The organism is Sorangium sp. So ce327 (assembly GCF_051530205.1).
Taxonomy (GTDB): domain Bacteria; phylum Myxococcota_A; class Polyangia; order Polyangiales; family Polyangiaceae; genus Sorangium; species Sorangium cellulosum_B.
The window spans coordinates 11,248,713-11,263,754 of record NZ_CP150330.1 but is presented as its reverse complement, the minus strand read 5'-3'; the positions used below and the strand labels follow the sequence as shown (position 1 = coordinate 11,263,754).

General features: G+C 69.0%; 11 protein-coding genes and 1 pseudogene. 6 read left to right on the top strand and 6 right to left on the bottom strand.

Features of this window, described 5'->3' with window-relative positions; all coding sequences use genetic code 11:
- Nucleotides 1–93: 93 nt before the first annotated feature.
- The 3 genes from metH to WME95_RS42255 all read right to left on the bottom strand — a co-directional run bounded on the left by metH (nucleotide 94) and on the right by WME95_RS42255 (nucleotide 5,191).
- Nucleotides 94–3,939, bottom strand: a complete 3,846-nt coding sequence (metH, locus tag WME95_RS42265) for a methionine synthase (protein WP_437904927.1) — start codon at nucleotides 3,937–3,939, stop codon at nucleotides 94–96.
- Nucleotides 3,940–3,941: 2 nt separating this feature from the next.
- On the bottom strand, nucleotides 3,942–4,895 hold the full coding sequence (locus WME95_RS42260) for an ArsR/SmtB family transcription factor (protein ID WP_437904926.1): 954 nt from the start codon (nucleotides 4,893–4,895) through the stop codon (nucleotides 3,942–3,944).
- Nucleotides 4,896–4,975: 80 nt separating this feature from the next.
- Nucleotides 4,976–5,191: a hypothetical protein gene (locus WME95_RS42255; RefSeq protein ID WP_437904925.1), complete on the bottom strand. Its 216-nt coding sequence runs from the start codon at nucleotides 5,189–5,191 to the stop codon at nucleotides 4,976–4,978.
- Between the two features lie 67 nt (nucleotides 5,192–5,258).
- On the opposite strand from WME95_RS42255, the gene WME95_RS42250 reads away from it, so the two are divergent.
- The 5 genes and pseudogenes from WME95_RS42250 to WME95_RS42230 all read left to right on the top strand — a co-directional run bounded on the left by WME95_RS42250 (nucleotide 5,259) and on the right by WME95_RS42230 (nucleotide 10,697).
- Nucleotides 5,259–5,459: an alpha/beta fold hydrolase gene (locus tag WME95_RS42250; RefSeq protein ID WP_437904924.1), complete on the top strand. Its 201-nt coding sequence runs from the start codon at nucleotides 5,259–5,261 to the stop codon at nucleotides 5,457–5,459.
- Between the two features lie 16 nt (nucleotides 5,460–5,475).
- Nucleotides 5,476–6,303, top strand: coding sequence for an alpha/beta fold hydrolase (locus tag WME95_RS42245; protein ID WP_437904923.1), 828 nt, complete (start codon nucleotides 5,476–5,478; stop codon nucleotides 6,301–6,303).
- Nucleotides 6,304–6,460: 157 nt separating this feature from the next.
- A pseudogene (locus WME95_RS42240) lies at nucleotides 6,461–6,940 on the top strand (catalase); the annotation flags it as partial.
- Between the two features lie 105 nt (nucleotides 6,941–7,045).
- Nucleotides 7,046–9,481 (top strand): multiheme c-type cytochrome, encoded by a 2,436-nt coding sequence (locus tag WME95_RS42235; RefSeq protein WP_437904922.1) that lies wholly within the window; start codon nucleotides 7,046–7,048, stop codon nucleotides 9,479–9,481.
- Between the two features lie 115 nt (nucleotides 9,482–9,596).
- Nucleotides 9,597–10,697, top strand: a complete 1,101-nt coding sequence (locus tag WME95_RS42230) for an aldo/keto reductase (RefSeq protein WP_437904921.1) — start codon at nucleotides 9,597–9,599, stop codon at nucleotides 10,695–10,697.
- A gap of 396 nt (nucleotides 10,698–11,093) precedes the next feature.
- Here the strand turns inward: WME95_RS42230 and WME95_RS42225 are convergent, their stop codons facing one another.
- Together WME95_RS42225 and WME95_RS42220 are read right to left on the bottom strand one after the other, a co-directional pair.
- The gene (locus WME95_RS42225) at nucleotides 11,094–11,315 is read right to left on the bottom strand and encodes a hypothetical protein (protein ID WP_437904920.1); all 222 of its coding nucleotides are present in this window, start codon (nucleotides 11,313–11,315) and stop codon (nucleotides 11,094–11,096) included.
- Nucleotides 11,316–12,143: 828 nt separating this feature from the next.
- Complete coding sequence (locus WME95_RS42220; protein ID WP_437904919.1) at nucleotides 12,144–12,431, bottom strand: hypothetical protein; 288 nt, start codon at nucleotides 12,429–12,431, stop codon at nucleotides 12,144–12,146.
- 75 nt (nucleotides 12,432–12,506) lie between these two features.
- On the opposite strand from WME95_RS42220, the gene WME95_RS42215 reads away from it, so the two are divergent.
- On the top strand, nucleotides 12,507–13,202 hold the full coding sequence (locus WME95_RS42215; protein ID WP_437904918.1) for a nitroreductase family protein: 696 nt from the start codon (nucleotides 12,507–12,509) through the stop codon (nucleotides 13,200–13,202).
- On the opposite strand, the gene WME95_RS42210 is transcribed toward WME95_RS42215, so the two are convergent.
- Nucleotides 13,199–14,851, bottom strand: coding sequence for a protein kinase domain-containing protein (locus tag WME95_RS42210; RefSeq protein WP_437904917.1), 1,653 nt, complete (start codon nucleotides 14,849–14,851; stop codon nucleotides 13,199–13,201). The genes WME95_RS42215 and WME95_RS42210 overlap by 4 nt on opposite strands.
- Between the last annotated feature and the right edge of the window lie 191 nt (nucleotides 14,852–15,042).

Genomic DNA, 15,042 nt, shown 5'->3' with positions numbered 1-15,042 from the left:
GCGCAGCTGGGGCGAAACAGGCGGAAGCCATGAGAATCGCTACTGTTTCCAGCGACCGCTCGTCATGGACCGGTTTTTCTGGTGGGATTTCTGCTAGTTTGAAGCATCGTAGTTGAGGTTCGGGCCGAGCCAGCGCTCGACCTCCGCGACGGTCATGCCCTTGCGCGCGTGGTAGTCGACCACCTGGTCGCGATCGATCTTTCCCAGGCTGAAGTACCGGGCCTCCGGGTGCGCGAAGTACAGGCCGCTCACGCTCGATCCGGGCCACATCGCGAACGACTCGGTGATCTGGATGCCTGTGCTCTTCTCGACGTCGAGCAGCCGCCAGAGCGTGCCTTTCTCGGTGTGATCCGGGCACGCCGGGTAGCCCGCCGCGGGCCGGATGCCGCGGTATTTCTCCTCGATGAGCTCGGCCTTGGTCAGGTCCTCCTGCCGGCCATAACCCCACTCGTCGCGCACCCGCTTGTGCAGGCACTCGGCGAACGCCTCGGCCAGACGATCGGCGATCGCCTCGGCCATGATGGCGTTGTAGTCGTCGTGCACCGCCCTGAACCGCCCGCACAGCTCCTTCAGGCCGATCCCGGCCGTGACCGCGAAGCCGGCGATGTGGTCCCGGAGGCCGGTCTCCCTGGGCGCGATGAAATCCGCGAGCGATCGGTTCGGCTCGCCGCCCTCCTTCGCCGTCTGCTGGCGCAGGAAGTGAAACCGATCGAGCACCTTCGTGCGCGTCCCGTCCGTGTACACCTCCACGTCGTCGCCCACCGCGCTCGCGGGGAAGAAGCCATAGACGCCGCGCGCCGTGAGCAGCTTCTTCTCGATGATCGTGTCGAGCAGCGCGTTCGCCTCGGAGAAGAGCTGGCGCGCTTGCTCGCCGTACTTCTCGTGCTCCAGGATCCGCGGATAGACGCCCTTCAGCTCCCACGTGTGGAAGAACGGCGTCCAGTCGATGTACTCGCGCAACGTGGCGAGCGGGAAGTCCTCGAGCACGCGCGCGCCGGTGAACTCGGGCACCGGCACGTCCTCGGCGCGCCATTCGATCCGCGTCCGGTTCGCGCGCGCGGCCTCGAGGGAGACGAGCTTGTGCTTCGGCGCCGCGTGGAGCCGCCGGAGCTTCTCGTACTCGGCGCGGTGCTGGGCGACGAACGCCGCCTTGCCCTCCTCGCTCAGGAGGCTCGTCGTGACGGGCACGGCGCGGCTCGCGTCGACCACATGCACGACCGGCTCGCTGTAATGCGGGGCCACCTTGACGGCCGTGTGCGCCTTGCTGGTCGTCGCCCCGCCGATCAGGAGCGGCAGCTTGAAGTTCTGCCGCTCCATCTCGCGGGCCACGTGGATCATCTCGTCGAGCGACGGCGTGATCAGCCCGCTCAGGCCGATCAGATCCGCCTTCTCCTGCCTGGCCCGCTCGAGGATCTTCTCGCACGGGACCATGACGCCCATGTCGATCACCTCGTAATTGTTGCAGGCGAGCACGACGCCCACGATGTTCTTGCCGATGTCGTGGACATCGCCCTTCACCGTGGCGAGGACGATCTTCCCCTGCGTCTTCACCTCCTGCCCGGCGGCGGCCATCGCCGCCTTCTCCTCGTCCATGAACGGCGTGAGGTACGCGACGGCCTTCTTCATCACGCGCGCCGATTTCACCACCTGCGGCAGGAACATCTTGCCCGCGCCGAAGAGATCTCCGACGACGCTCATTCCATCCATCAGCGGGCCCTCGATCACGGAGAGCGGGCGGCCGAGCTTGGCGCGCGCCTCCTCGGTGTCGATATCGATGTATGTATCGATGCCCTTGACCAGCGCGTGCGACAGCCGCTCCTCGACGGTGCCTTTGCGCCACTCCTCTTCTTTCTTCTCGGTCGCGGCGGCGCCGGCGCTCCTGGCCTTCAGCGCTTCGCCGAAGTCGACGAGCCGCTCCGTGGCGTCCGGACGCCGGTTGAGCAGGACGTCCTCGACGAGCTCGCGGAGCTCCGGCTCGATCTCCTCGTACACCTCGAGCATGCCCGCGTTGACGATGCCCATGTCCATGCCGGCCCGGATGGCATGGTAGAGGAACGCCGAGTGCATGGCCTCGCGCACCCGGTTGTTGCCGCGAAAGCTGAACGAGATGTTCGACACGCCGCCGCTGACCTTGGCGTGCGGCAGGTTCGCCTTGATCCAGCGGGTGGCCTCGATGAAGTCGACGGCGTAATTGTTGTGCTCCTCCATGCCGGTGGCGACCGTGAGGATGTTCGGATCGAAGATGATGTCCTCGGGAGGAAACCCCACCTCGTCGACGAGGATGCCGTACGCGCGCTTGCAGATCCGGATCTTGTCCTCGTAGGTGGCGGCCTGCCCCTGCTCGTCGAAGGCCATGACCACGACGGCGGCGCCGTACTTGAGGACGGTCCTCGCGTGCTCGCGGAACTTCGCCTCACCCTCCTTGAGCGAGATGGAGTTCACGATGCCCTTGCCCTGCATGCACCTGAGGCCCGCCTCGATGACCTCCCATTTCGACGAGTCCACCATGAACGGGACCTTCGCCACCTCGGGCTCGCTGGCCAGGAGCAGCAGGAAGCGCGTCATCGCGGCGACGCCGTCGATCATGCCCTCGTCCATGCAGATATCGATGACGTTGGCGCCGTTCTCGACCTGCTGGCGCGCGACGCTCACCGCTTCTTCGAACTTCCCCTCCTTGATGAGCTTCGCGAACTTCGGCGACCCGGCGACGTTGGTGCGCTCGCCCAGGATCATGTAGACGCCGGGCTGCTGCGTGAACGGCTGCGAGCCGGACAGGCGCAGGGGGATCGGCGGGCCGGAACCGGAAGAGGCCGCGCCGCCGGGCGGGGCCTCCGCGGGGGGCCTCGGGTCGAGGGCGCGCGGGGGCTTGCCGGCGAGCGCCTTGGCGATGGCCGCGATGTGCTCGGGCGTGTTGCCGCAGCAGCCGCCGGCGATGTTGAGGAGGCCCGCGTCCGCGAAGCCGCCGATGTGGCGCGCCATGTCCGGCGGCTCCAGATCGAAGCCCGTGGGGGAGAGCGGGTTGGGCAGGCCGGCGTTCGGGTAACAGGAGATCGCGGCGCTGGACTTCTCCGAGAGGTCGGACAGGAACGGATACATCAGGTCCGGGCCGAGCGAGCAGTTCAGCCCGATGGCGAGCGGGTTCACGTGCTTCACCGCGTTCCAGAACGCCTCGACCGTCTGCGCGGAGATCATCGTCTCTCCGCCGCGCCCGACCGCCGCCGAGATCATCACCGGCAGGGTCTTGCCGTCCTTGTCGAACACCTCTCGAATGGCGACGAGCGCGGCCTTCGCGTTGAGCGAGTCGAAGATGGTCTCGACCAGCAGCACGTCGGAGCCGCCGGCGATCAAGGCGCGGATCTGGTGGACGTACGCTTGCTTCACCTGATCGAACGTCACGACGCGGAAGCCGGGGTCGTCGGCGTCCGGGGAGTTGGACAGGGAGACGGTGAGCGGGCCGATGGCGCCCGCGACGAACCGCTGCCGCCCGTCGGCGTTCGCCACGCGATCGGCCCATTCGCGGCACTGCCGCGCGGACTGCTCGTTGATCTCCCAGGCGAGGTCGTTGAGGAACGGGTCGTCGATGATCCCTTGATAGAAGGCCGGGTCCTTCCGCCCGCCGTGCTCGCGCGGGTCGTCCACGAAGAACTCGCTCTGGGTGATGCTTGTCGCGCCGAACGTGTTCGTCTCGATGATGTCCGCGCCGGCCTCGAGGAACCGCCGGTGGATGTCGCAGATCATCTCCGGCTGCGTGAGCGAGAACAGATCGCCGTTGTTCAGCAGGTCTTTCTTCGAATCCGCGAATCGCTTGCCCCGGATGTCCGCTTCCTTCATCCCGTAGGTGCGGATGGTCGTCCCCATCGCCCCGTCGATGATGACGATGCGGCTCTGGAGGAGCTTCTGGAGTGGATGAAGGGGAGGCGTTGTGTTGTTGGACGGCATGATCAGCCTCGCTTGGCGCTCTTGGAGGGACCGGGGGTCGGCTTGTCGGCGATGGCGAGCACGACCTGGAAATGGGGTTTCTTTGTCTCGCGGCAGGCGACTTCGGACGCGGCGACATCGAGCTTCACGCGGGTGAGCATGGCGCGGATGTCGGAGGGCGAGAAGCCGGGGTGGCGCTCGCCGTAGGGCACGGTGATCTCCCGCTGCTGGTGCGCGTCGAGCGACAGGATGACCACCCGACCGCCCGGGCGGAGCACGCGGGCGCACTCTTCCAGCGCCCGCGGCGGGTCCTCGGCGTAGGTCAGCGTGTGAAACACGAGGACCGAGTCGAAGGAGGCGTCTCCGAACGGCAGCGCGTGGACGTCGGCGACCTGGACGCGGACGTGGGGCTGGGTCGAGAACCGCTCTCTCGCGGCCTCGATCATCCGGCTGCTCGAGTCGACGCAGGTGAGCGAGCGGCAGTAAGGCGCGAGCGCGCTGGCCGCCGCGCCGTCGCCCGATCCGACGTCGAGGACGTCGCCGAGGCGGAGCAACGCGGCGATGCCGACAGCGAGCGACTGCCATGTGCGGCCCGGGGAGTAGTGCCGCTCCATCTCGCCGGCGAAGGACTCGGGGAGGCCGCCGCGCCGCTCGGCGTCGAGCTCAAGGAGGCGCCGCTGGTCGCCCTCCAGGGTCGGGTCGGGCGATTTCGTGGCCTCATCGAGGAGGGCCTTCGCGGTCCCGGGCAGGGTGTCGACCGCGAGCGCATAGAACGACTGCGGCCCCTGGCGCCGATCCCGCACGAACCCCGCCTCGCGGAGCCGCCCGAGGTGCGTCGAGACGCGCGACTGCGCGATGCCCGTCACGCGAACCAGATCCGTCACCCGCAGCTCGCGCTCGCGGAGGAGCACGCAGAGCCGTATCCGGCTCTCGTCCCCGAGGAGGTTCAGGGTCTCGATGTATTCGGAAAGACTCATGTATTCATGTATCTAGATGCGCGAATGTCATAGAGGCGCCGGCTGCAGGAGTCAAGCACCCCTCGAGAGCGACAGGTGCGTCAGAGCTCGAGCGTGCCGCCGAGCTCGAGGAAGCGCGTCGTCGAGGCGGGGCGAGCGAGTCGCCGCGCGCTCGGCACCGTCGTCACCACTCGGCCGACGCGCGCCTCGTCGGCGACGAGCGCACGCCCGGCCAGGTCGAGGTTGTCGGCGTGATGATCGTGGCTCAGCAGCACGGCGTCCAAGGTGCCGAGCGACGCCGGGCTCTCCGGCGTCACATAGCGCTTCTCCGTCGTCGCGGCCGAGGAATATCACGCCGATGAGGCCGGGCGGCTGCAGAAGCTGATGGTCACGCGGACGCCGCTGCTCATCATCAGCGGCGACAACGACATCAGCACCGCCGTGGACAACCGGTTCGCGCTGAACCGCAAGATCCCCAACGCTCATCTGGCCGTGTATCCTGAGTCGGAGCACGCCCCGCAGCATCAGTACCCGCAGCTCGCCGCCGAACAGGTGGCCTCGTCTCTGCGTCACGCCATTCGATAGATAGAAGGAGCGCCACATGCCGATTTTCAAGACCAAAGAAGGCGTCGAGCTTTTCTACAAGGACTGGGGCAGCGGCCGGCCTCTGGTGTTCCATCACGGCTGGCCGCTGTCGGCAGACGACTGGGATGCGCAGCTCATGTTCTTCCTTGCGAAGGGCTTCCGCGTCATCGCGCACGATCGTCGCGGTCACGGGCGCTCGTCGCAGACCTTCGACGGCAACGAGATGGACACGTACGCCAGCGACGTGTCGCAGCTCACCGCTCACCTTGGTCTCAAGGGCGCGGTGCACATCGGCCACTCCACGGGCGGCGGTGAGGTGGCGCGTTATGTCGCGAAGCACGGGCAGGACGGCCGCGTGGCCAAGGCCGTGCTCATCGGCGCCGTGCCGCCGATCATGGTCAAGAGCGACAAGAATCCCGGTGGCCTTCCCATCGAGGTGTTCGATGGGTTCCGCGCCGCGCTCGTCGCGAACCGCGCGGAGTTCTACCGCGCCGTGCCCGAAGGGCCGTTCTATGGATTCAATCGTCCAGGGGCCAAGACGCTGCCGGGGGTCGTCGACAACTGGTGGCGGCAGGGCATGATGGGCGGCATCAAGCCGCACTACGACTGCATCAAGGCGTTCTCGGAGACCGATTTCACCGACGACCTCGCGAAGATTGATGTGCCCACGCTCGTGATGCACGGCGACGACGACCAGATCGTGCCGATCGCGGACTCCGCGCTGCTGTCGATCAAGCTGCTCAAGAAGGGCACGCTCAAGGTCTACGAGGGCCTGGGGCATGGCCTGTGCACCATCAACCCGGACGTCGTCAATCCGGATCTGCTGGAGTTCATCCAGTCGTGAGAGCGAGGGCCGCGGACACGAGAGTCCGCGGCCTCTCATCGCCGTCCGCGTCGCTCAGGCTCCTTCGACGGCCGGCAGCTCGAAGCGAAGCGTCGCGCCGAAACCAGGGTTGGGCTCGGCCCAGAGTCGGCCGCCGTGGCGCTCGAGGATCGAGCGGCTGATCTTCTTCCGCGACCCGCTGCGCTTCCCCGACCTCAACCACGCCGTCAAGCGCGACCCCCGGACCGGGATGCGCAGCGCGGACAACAACTGGGACTTCTGGACGTCGCTGCCCGAGGCGCTCCACCAGGTGACGATCGTGATGAGCGACCGCGGGATTCCGCGCAGCTATCGCGCGATGCACGGCTTCGGCAGCCACACCTTCAGCATGATCAACGCCGCGAACGAGCGCGTGTGGGTCAAGTTCCACTTCATCAGCCAGCAGGGGATCGACAACCTCACCGACGCCGAGGCCGAGGCGGTGGTGGGGCGAGACCGCGAGAGCCACCAGCGCGACCTGTTCGAGAGCCTGGAGGCGGGGCGGTTTCCGCGCTGGAAGCTCTGCATTCAGGTCATGTCCGAGGCGCAGGCGCGGACGCACCGGCATAACCCGTTCGACCTCACCAAGGTCTGGCCGAAGGCCGACTATACGCTCATTTTCGAACCGACACGGCGAATGGGACGACAGCGCCGGCGCCGGTGAGCCGCCGCTGCCCGGACGCGTCGTCGTCGACGATATCGTGGCGGCCGAGCTCGCCGCCGCGTGGGCGCAGTACGCCACCGCCCGCGGCGTCATCCTCACCGAGTAAACGCGCACCCTGCCGCACGCGAGACCCGGGCGTCTCTGCACGACCCGCGTCTCGCGGCGGCGCTCGCGTCCGCTCCGCACATGGCCGATTTTCGACTCGTTCGCTCGTGGCCCATCGCTGTCCTGATTCTGGCGCTCATCGGGCTCGTGGTCTGGCGCGCGTCCACGAGCGCGTCGTCACTCACGCCAGACGACGCCTCCACGGCGAGCGCTTCGGGGGTGAAACCCGGGGCGGCGCGAGGCGGCGTTGCGGAGGCCTCGCTGGCTGCCGCGACGCGGGTCAGCCCGGCGGAGCGCTCGCCGGAGCGCGCGGCGGCCGGCTTCGTCGGCAGCGACCGATGCGCGCCGTGCCACGCCGAGGAGCACGCCGCGTGGCAGGGCTCGCAGCACGCGCGGGCCATGCAGCACGCGACCGCAGCCACCGTGCTCGGGAACTTCGATGGGGCGCGCCTGCGTTACGCCGGGCAGGTCCACCGCTTCGATCGCCAGGGCGGGAAATACTGGGTCACCACGGACGGCCCCGATGGCCAGCTGCACCGCTACGAGGTGCTGTACACCTTCGGCGTCGAGCCGCTCCAGCAATACCTCGTCGCCGGCCCGGGCGGGCGCTTGCAGGCGCTGCCGTTCGCGTGGGACGCGCGCCCCCAGGCACGCGGTGGGCAGCGCTGGTACCACCTGCACGACCGCGACGACGTGCGCGCCGGCGACGTGCTGCACTGGACCGCCGCCAGCCAGAACTGGAATCACATGTGCGCCGAGTGCCACTCGACGCACGTCACGAAAGGGTATGACGCGGCGGCGGATCACTTCACCACCACCTGGTCCGAGATCAGCGTCGGTTGCGAAGGCTGCCACGGCGGCGGCGCGCGCCACCTCGACTGGACCGAGGCGAGGACGCCGGACCCCTCGAAGGGCCTCGACGTGCGCTTCGATGAGCGCAAGGACGCCACGTGGACGCGGCTGCCCAGCGGCACCGTGCAGCGTGGCAAGAGCGCCTCGAGCGGCACCGAGAGCGCCACGTGCGCGTTCTGCCACAGCCGCCGCGAGACCCTCTCGCAGCCGTTCCGGCACGGCGCTCCGCTGCTCGACAGCGTCGCGCTCGAGCTGCTGACCGCGCCCTTCTACACGCCCGACGGCGTGATGAGCGACGAGGTCTTCACCTATGGCTCGTTCCAGCAAAGCAAGATGGCGAATGCGGGTGTGACGTGCAGCGATTGCCACGAGCCGCACTCCGGCCGTCTGCGCGCCGAGGGCAACGGCGTGTGCGCGTCCTGCCATGAACCGGCGCGCTTCGATGTCCCCGCGCATCACCACCACGCCGCGAACGCCGCCGCAGCGAATGCCAGCGCTACGCCCGGCGCGCCCGCCGCTCCGCGCTGCGTCGACTGCCACATGCCGGCGCGCACGTACATGGGTGTCGACGTGCGTCACGATCACGGCTTCCGGGTGCCTCGGCCGGATCTCTCGGTCCGCCTCGGGATCCCGAACCCATGCACCGACTGCCACGCGCAGAAGCCGGCGAGCTGGGCCGCAGACGCCGTGCGAGCCTGGCTCGGCCGTCCCGCGCAGGGCTACCAGACCTATACCGAGGCCTTGGCTCTCGCGCGCACCGCGCCCGGCGACCCGGCCGTTGCCGCTGAGCTCCAGCGGCTCGCGACCGACGGCGCCGTCCCCGCCATCGCGCGCGCCACCGCGCTCGCCTCGCTGCGCGCCGCCCCGACGGCCGCGTCGCTCGCCATTCTCGGTGCGGCGCTCGCCGATCCCGACCCGTTGCTCCGGCGCGCTGCGCTCAGCGCGCTGGAGGGCTACGATCCCCGTCGCGCCGCGGCCGTCGCCGCGCCGCTCCTCGCCGATCCCGTACGCGGCGTGCGCGTCGAAGCCGCGCGCGTGCTTGCGGGCGTCGACCTCGGCGCCTTGCCCGAGCGCGCCGCGCGGGCGCTGGACGGGGCGTTGAGCGAGTACATCGCCACGCAAACCCTCCACGCCGATCGCGCCGAGGCCCAGAACGACCTGGGCCTGATCTTCACCCGCACGGGCAAGCCGCGCGACGCCGAGCACGCCTACCTCGCCGCGCTTCGCATCGAGCCCGGCTACGTCCCCACCTACGTGAACCTCGCCGATCTCTATCGCGAGCTCGGTCGCGACGCGGACGGCGTCGCGCTGCTCCGGCGCGGAATCACCCGTCTTCCCGAGCAGGCCGAGCTGCTCCACTCGCTGGGCCTCGCCCTGGTCCGGCAAGGCCACCAGGATCAAGCGCTCGAGCCGCTGAAACGCGCCGCCGCGCTCGCGCCAGAGCAGGCTCGCTTCCAGACGGTCTACCAGGCCGCGCTGACCGCCCTGCGGTCCTCCCCCCAGGCTGCTCACGCCCAGTCGCGTCTCGGACGGCCATGAGCTCCTTCACCCCCCAGCGGTCACCCCCTGGGTCGTGAACGTGGGCTCGTGCCTGTGTTCGCATGGCATGTCCCCTGCAGTCTGGCTTCGCCCTGAAAAGGAGCGTTGCCCTGTCATGACGAAGCGACCTTCTCGGCGGACCTTCCTCCACGCCGCGGGCGCAAGCCTCGCGCTCGGCGCGTGTGCGGAGAGCGCGCAGCTGCGGCAAAACGCTACATCCCCGGGCGCGGGCGCTCCGGAGCCTCCCGAGGGGCCTTCCTCCGGGGCGCCAGAGGAAGAGGACGTCACGCTACCGGCGGGCGGCGTGATGCCGACGAGGGCTCTCGGGCGGACCGGCGTGAAGGTCAGCCTCCTCGGCCTCGGCGGCTTCCACATGGCGGTCCCCAAGGACGAGCAGGAGAGCATCCGGCTCGTTCGCTTCGCGATCGATCACGGGGTCACCTTCCTCGACAACTGCTGGGACTACCACGACGGCAAGAGCGAGGAGCGCATGGGCAAGGCGCTCCAGGACGGATACCGCAGCAAGGTCTTCCTGATGACCAAGCTCGACGGCCGCACCCGGGCGACCGCCGAGGCGCAGCTCGAGCAGTCGCTCCGGCGGCTGCGCACCGACGTCATCGATCTCGTGCAGATGCACGAGATCATCCGGATGAGCGATCCCGAGCAGATCTACGGGCCCGGCGGCGCGATGGAGGCGCTGGTGGCCGCGAAGAAGGCCGGCAAGATCCGGTTCATCGGCTTCACGGGGCACAAGGACCCGGACATCCACCTCGCCATGCTGAAGATGGCCGAGCGGCAGGGCGTCCCGCTCGACACCGTGCAGATGCCGCTCAACGTCCTGGATCCCCATTACCGGAGCTTCGAGAAGGCGGTGCTCCCGGTGCTGACGCAGCAGGGCATCGGGGTGCTGGGGATGAAGCCGTTCGCCGGCGGGGAGATCGCGAAGGCGGGCGTGGTCTCGCCGATCACCTGCCTGCACTATCCCATGAGCTTGCCGACGTCGGTGGTCATCACCGGCTGCGACAGCCTGGGTGTCCTCAAGCAGGCGCTCAAGGCGGCTTACACGTTCCAGCCGCTCGGCAGCGAGCGCGTCTCGGCGATCCTGGCGCGCACCGCCGAGCTCGGGGCCAGAGGGGAACACGAGCATTTCAAGACCACGGAGCGCTACGACGGCACGACGAAGAACCCCCACTGGCTGACGACCGCGAACCTTTGAGCGGGAGCTCGGCGGGGGCTCCCAACGCAAGGGGGGCAAGCCTTGCCACGGACGTCGCCGAGCAGGCGCCCTGCTCCTCCGCCGGCCCCCCGCGCGCGCCAGCCGCCGCACGTGCCCGAGCGTGCGGATTTTCTAGCCCCACAAGAGAGAGCGCCGCCGACGGCATCGATCGATTGTTGAACTACCGTCGCTTTCCCAGGAGAGTGAATGAATCAGGGTTGCATGTTCGACATGGCCGGCCGCCTCGCCGCCCAGGTGATGTCCGGAACCACATCGGCGCCATCCGCGTTCCGGACACTCGCACGGTGCATTCCGGACACCCCGTTCTACTGAAGCGACAATGAATGGAACGCCCGGCGGCAACTCCTGCGAGAGCGACCGCCGGGCGCCGTTGGCTCAGTCTAGGTATCGCTGCCGTCCGTCGATCCAGTCGGCCGAGTGCTGGCTGCTGCCGCCAATCACGCCACAATTCTCCTCGTCCCAGACCTCGGGCAATTCATCCGCCGGAATGCCATGCCTCTTCCCTATCCGCATCGCATCGGTCTTGCTCAGTCTCCCCCCACTGACCCTCTTGTGGCGCTCGCACTCGCTGTAGAAACCGCTCATGGCGTCATTCATGTTCGTTCTCCACTGGGTTTGGTTGTTGGCTAACGCGTGGAAGCGCCGCCCCATGCGGCTGAGCCCCGTTGACCAGCGATCGGTCCTGAGGTACACCACGGCAGTTCGGCTTGGTAATCGAACGTGCCGGGAGCAACCTCGGACAAAGGGCGGATCGTGGGCGAATCCCTGCGGTTCGCCTTTCATGTTCCAATTCGGAACATGGGAACGTCTGTAGGATCTGCTCTGTGTTGTCCAGCGCGATGTGGAACTAATTTTGCGTCGGAGGAACCACGGCGGGTTCACATCCCAGCGAGAATGTCAAGACGATGGCGTGGTGCGGATGGTTCTCTCTGAGAAGCTGCGAGCCAGCATCCCGCGACGCGGCTCGGCGCCCACAGTGAACCCCTTCAGGCCAGCCATGGCGGAGGAGCCTCATCCTTTCGCGCCCCCGTAGTCAAGGGCTCATGAAACGTCCGGCTCGTCCTCGCCATGCCGGTCGATCCGGAGCCCGAGCCACCCCCGCAGTGCGCCCTCTCCTCGACGTCCCACCCCGTCGCCGTGCGTCATGCCAACCACTCTCCAGCATGGGCTGCGCGCTCTCGCCGTGGCGTCACAGCGGGCGCTTCGCCGTCCGTCGGCGTTCGCGCGACCGACGACGCGAAAGAGCCGCTAAACAGGCTGTAGAAGCGCACGTGGGCTAGGACATGCGCTGTCCGACCCGGCTCATCCAGAGCGGGCCGACGATCTCTCAAGTGGTAGACTAAGGGCCTTAATGAAGGCGCCCGTGGCGGGGCGGGCCTCCGAAGGGCTGGAGTTTCGAGGGGCTGGAAGCGCCGCCCCCAACCATCACCGGGCGTGTCGAGCCCGGGGTAACTCGCTCGTCGTGCAGCCCGGAGCGCGCCGGTTCGGAGGATCCGGCGCGCTCCCCGCGGGGCTTCCGTGGTGGAGGAGCCACCGGGCGAGCGGCGCCCAGGCCTGGTCGACGGCGTCCGCGGCGTGGAGGAGGTCGCCGTGCCCGAAGTCCTCGTCCTCGTCCTCGTCCTCGCGCGCTGGCGCAAGGTGCCTGACGACATGAGCGGCGACGTCCGTGGAGGCGATGAGCGTGGTCCACCCGAGTCGGTCTCGCTCCGCCACGCGGCGATTCGACCCTGGCCAAGTCGTCGAATAGGATTGTGATTTCAATGAGAAGATCTGGAGAGGCAGGCGGTCATGGACGTCTATGAGGCAGTCAGGAGCCGACGGGCGGTGCGAGGATTCACCGACCAGCCGGTCTCGAGGGAGGTTCTGGAGCGCGTGTTATCCGCGGCGGCTTGGTCGCCATCCGGGTCGAACCTCCAGCCGTGGAACATCTACGTGGTGACCGGCGCGCCGCTGGCTGAGCTCAAGAGGCTCGCCGTCGAGCGCGTGGCTGCAGGCGACCGGTGGGACGAGCGGGAGTACGAAATGTACCCGCCGGGAATGAAGCCCCCGTACAGAGAGCGCCGATCCGCTTTCGGCAGGGAGCGCTACGCCTCGCTCGGGATTGCTCGCGAGGACTGGGAGGCGCGGCAGCGGGCCGCGATCGCCAACTGGGACTGTTTCGGCGCGCCTGCCGCCCTGTTCTGCTACGTCGACCGTGACCTGGGCCCGGCCCAGTGGGCCGACACAGGGATGTATCTGCAGACTGTCATGCTGCTGCTGCGCGCCGAAGCGCTGCACAGTTGTCCGCAGATGGCGTGGTCGCAGGTTCGCAAGACCGTCGCGCAGGTCCTGTCACCCCCGGACGGGCTCATCCTCTTTTGCGGCATGTCGATCGGCTACGAGGACCCCACGGTCGGTTACACCCGTACGGGCCGGGCGCCGCTCGACGAGACGGTCAAGTTCATCGACGGCTTTAATTCGCGCTCTTCAGAAACGGGATACTAGAAGCCGAAGGTCGGATCCTTCTCGGAAGCGCCCTTGCTGGAGGGCGCCCCCTGAGAGGGCCGCCTGCTGGCCGGGGGAGGCGCCTGCGGGCGCCCAGGCCTTGGCGCGGCCTTCGCGGCGCCAGGTGGGGGGGCCGCAGATGGAGGGGCCGCCGAGGCGGAGGCCGCGCTGGTCGGGGCCGACGACGCCGGCGTGGCGGGGACGGCGCTCGTGTCCGGGGGAGGCGGGGCAGGCACTTCCTCCACCTGTGTCGGCGGTGCAGCGGACGCTGGAGCGTCCGGCGGAGACGTCGCCGCAGGGGAAGCGGTGACGTCGGGAGCAGGCGAGCGAAGCAGGACGACGGCGGCGATCCCCAGGCCGACCAGGAGCACGCTCGCAGCCACGGCGAGCACCGCCCGCGACGGGGCGCGACGATCCACGGGCGGGGACAGCGCGCCTCCCACGGCCTCGAGCGTGCCGCTGGCGGTCAGCGTGCCGCCCGCGGCCAGCGTGTCGCCCGCGCCCACCACGCCACCCGGGACCCGCGTGCGGTCCTCGACGACCGTCCCGCCCGCCGCCAGCGTGCCGCCGGCGGTCACCGCGTCGTCCAGGGCCACGGTGCCACCCCCGGCCGGCGCGACGCCGTGAGCGTGCGCGACGCCGTGAGCCGGCGGGATGCCGAGAGCCTGCGCGATGCCGTGAGCTGGCGCGACGCCGTGAGCCGGCGCGCTGCCGAGAGCGTGCGCGACGCCATGCGCCGGCGCGCCGCCGTGAGCCAGCGCCTCGGTCGAGTCCAGCGAGTCGCGCGAGTCCGGGACCGCCGTGCGCTGCACCGCCGCGGCGAACGCGCGGGCGAGCTCGCTCGCGCTCTGGAACCGCTCCGCGGGCTCGCGCTTGAGCGCGCGCTCCAGGAAACGATCCAGCTCGGGCCAGATATTCGGCGCGAGCTGCGAGGCGACCGGGATGTCGCCCGTGCAGATCTCCACGAGCACGTCGCCGAGCTCTTCGCCGGGGAAGGGCAGCTGGCCCGTGAGGCACTGGAAGATGATCACGCCGAGCGACCAGAGATCGCTGCGGAAGTCGATCGTCTTGCTCCGGCGCACCTGCTCGGGGCTCATGTAGTGCGGCGAGCCGATCAGCGTGCCGGTCTTCGTCGCGTCGGCGGCGAGCCCGGTGCCGATCGCCTTGGCGACCCCGAAGTCGAGGATCTTGACGACCTCCTCGCCCTGCCGCGCGAGGAAGATGTTCGCCGGCTTGAGGTCGCGGTGGATGAGCCCCACCTCGTGCGCGCGGCGGAGCGCCTTGGACACCTGGCTCACGATGCCGACCAGCTCCTCCGGCTCGAGGCGCCCGTGGCGCGCGAGGTACGCCGCGAGGTCCTCGCCCTCGAGCAGCTCCATCGCGAGGTAGGGCGTGTCGCCCTCGAGGCCGTAGTCGTAGACGTGGACCACGTTGGGGGTCCGGAGCTGGGCCGAGGCCTTCGCCTCCCGCTCGAACCGCGCGCGCGCGACGGGGGAGTCGGCGTGCTGCGGCATCATGAACTTGAGCGCGACCTCGACGTCCAGCTGGAGGTGCCGGGCGACCCAGAGGAAGCCCATGGCGCCGCCCGCCAGCGGCCGCTCCAGGCGATACTTCCCACCGACGACGCTCCCCGCTTCAAGCGACAGCATGCGATCGAGCCTTCCGCGTCCCAGCGTCCTTCCGTTCGGGCCTCCGCGGTCTAGCAGAGGGCGGGCCCCATGTCGTGCTTCTTACAGCGGCCGGCATCTCGCCCCATCATGCCATGGGCGCGGCGACGCGACGAAGGCCGAGCGCGAGCGCGCTGCTGTCGCATCTTCTCCTTCCCCGCATCGGCAGGCTG

Bases quoted from the DNA above. Each gene is read 5' to 3' on its own strand.
- WME95_RS42210 (WP_437904917.1), bottom strand. From the start codon at position 14,851: ATGCTGTCGCTTGAAGCGGGGAGCGTCGTCGGTGGGAAGTATCGCCTG.
- WME95_RS42215 (WP_437904918.1), top strand. From the start codon at position 12,507: ATGGACGTCTATGAGGCAGTCAGGAGCCGACGGGCGGTGCGAGGATTC.
- metH (WP_437904927.1), bottom strand. From the start codon at position 3,939: ATGCCGTCCAACAACACAACGCCTCCCCTTCATCCACTCCAGAAGCTC.
- WME95_RS42230 (WP_437904921.1), top strand. From the start codon at position 9,597: ATGACGAAGCGACCTTCTCGGCGGACCTTCCTCCACGCCGCGGGCGCA.
- WME95_RS42250 (WP_437904924.1), top strand. From the start codon at position 5,259: ATGGTCACGCGGACGCCGCTGCTCATCATCAGCGGCGACAACGACATC.
- WME95_RS42225 (WP_437904920.1), bottom strand. From the start codon at position 11,315: ATGAATGACGCCATGAGCGGTTTCTACAGCGAGTGCGAGCGCCACAAG.
- WME95_RS42245 (WP_437904923.1), top strand. From the start codon at position 5,476: ATGCCGATTTTCAAGACCAAAGAAGGCGTCGAGCTTTTCTACAAGGAC.
- WME95_RS42260 (WP_437904926.1), bottom strand. From the start codon at position 4,895: ATGAGTCTTTCCGAATACATCGAGACCCTGAACCTCCTCGGGGACGAG.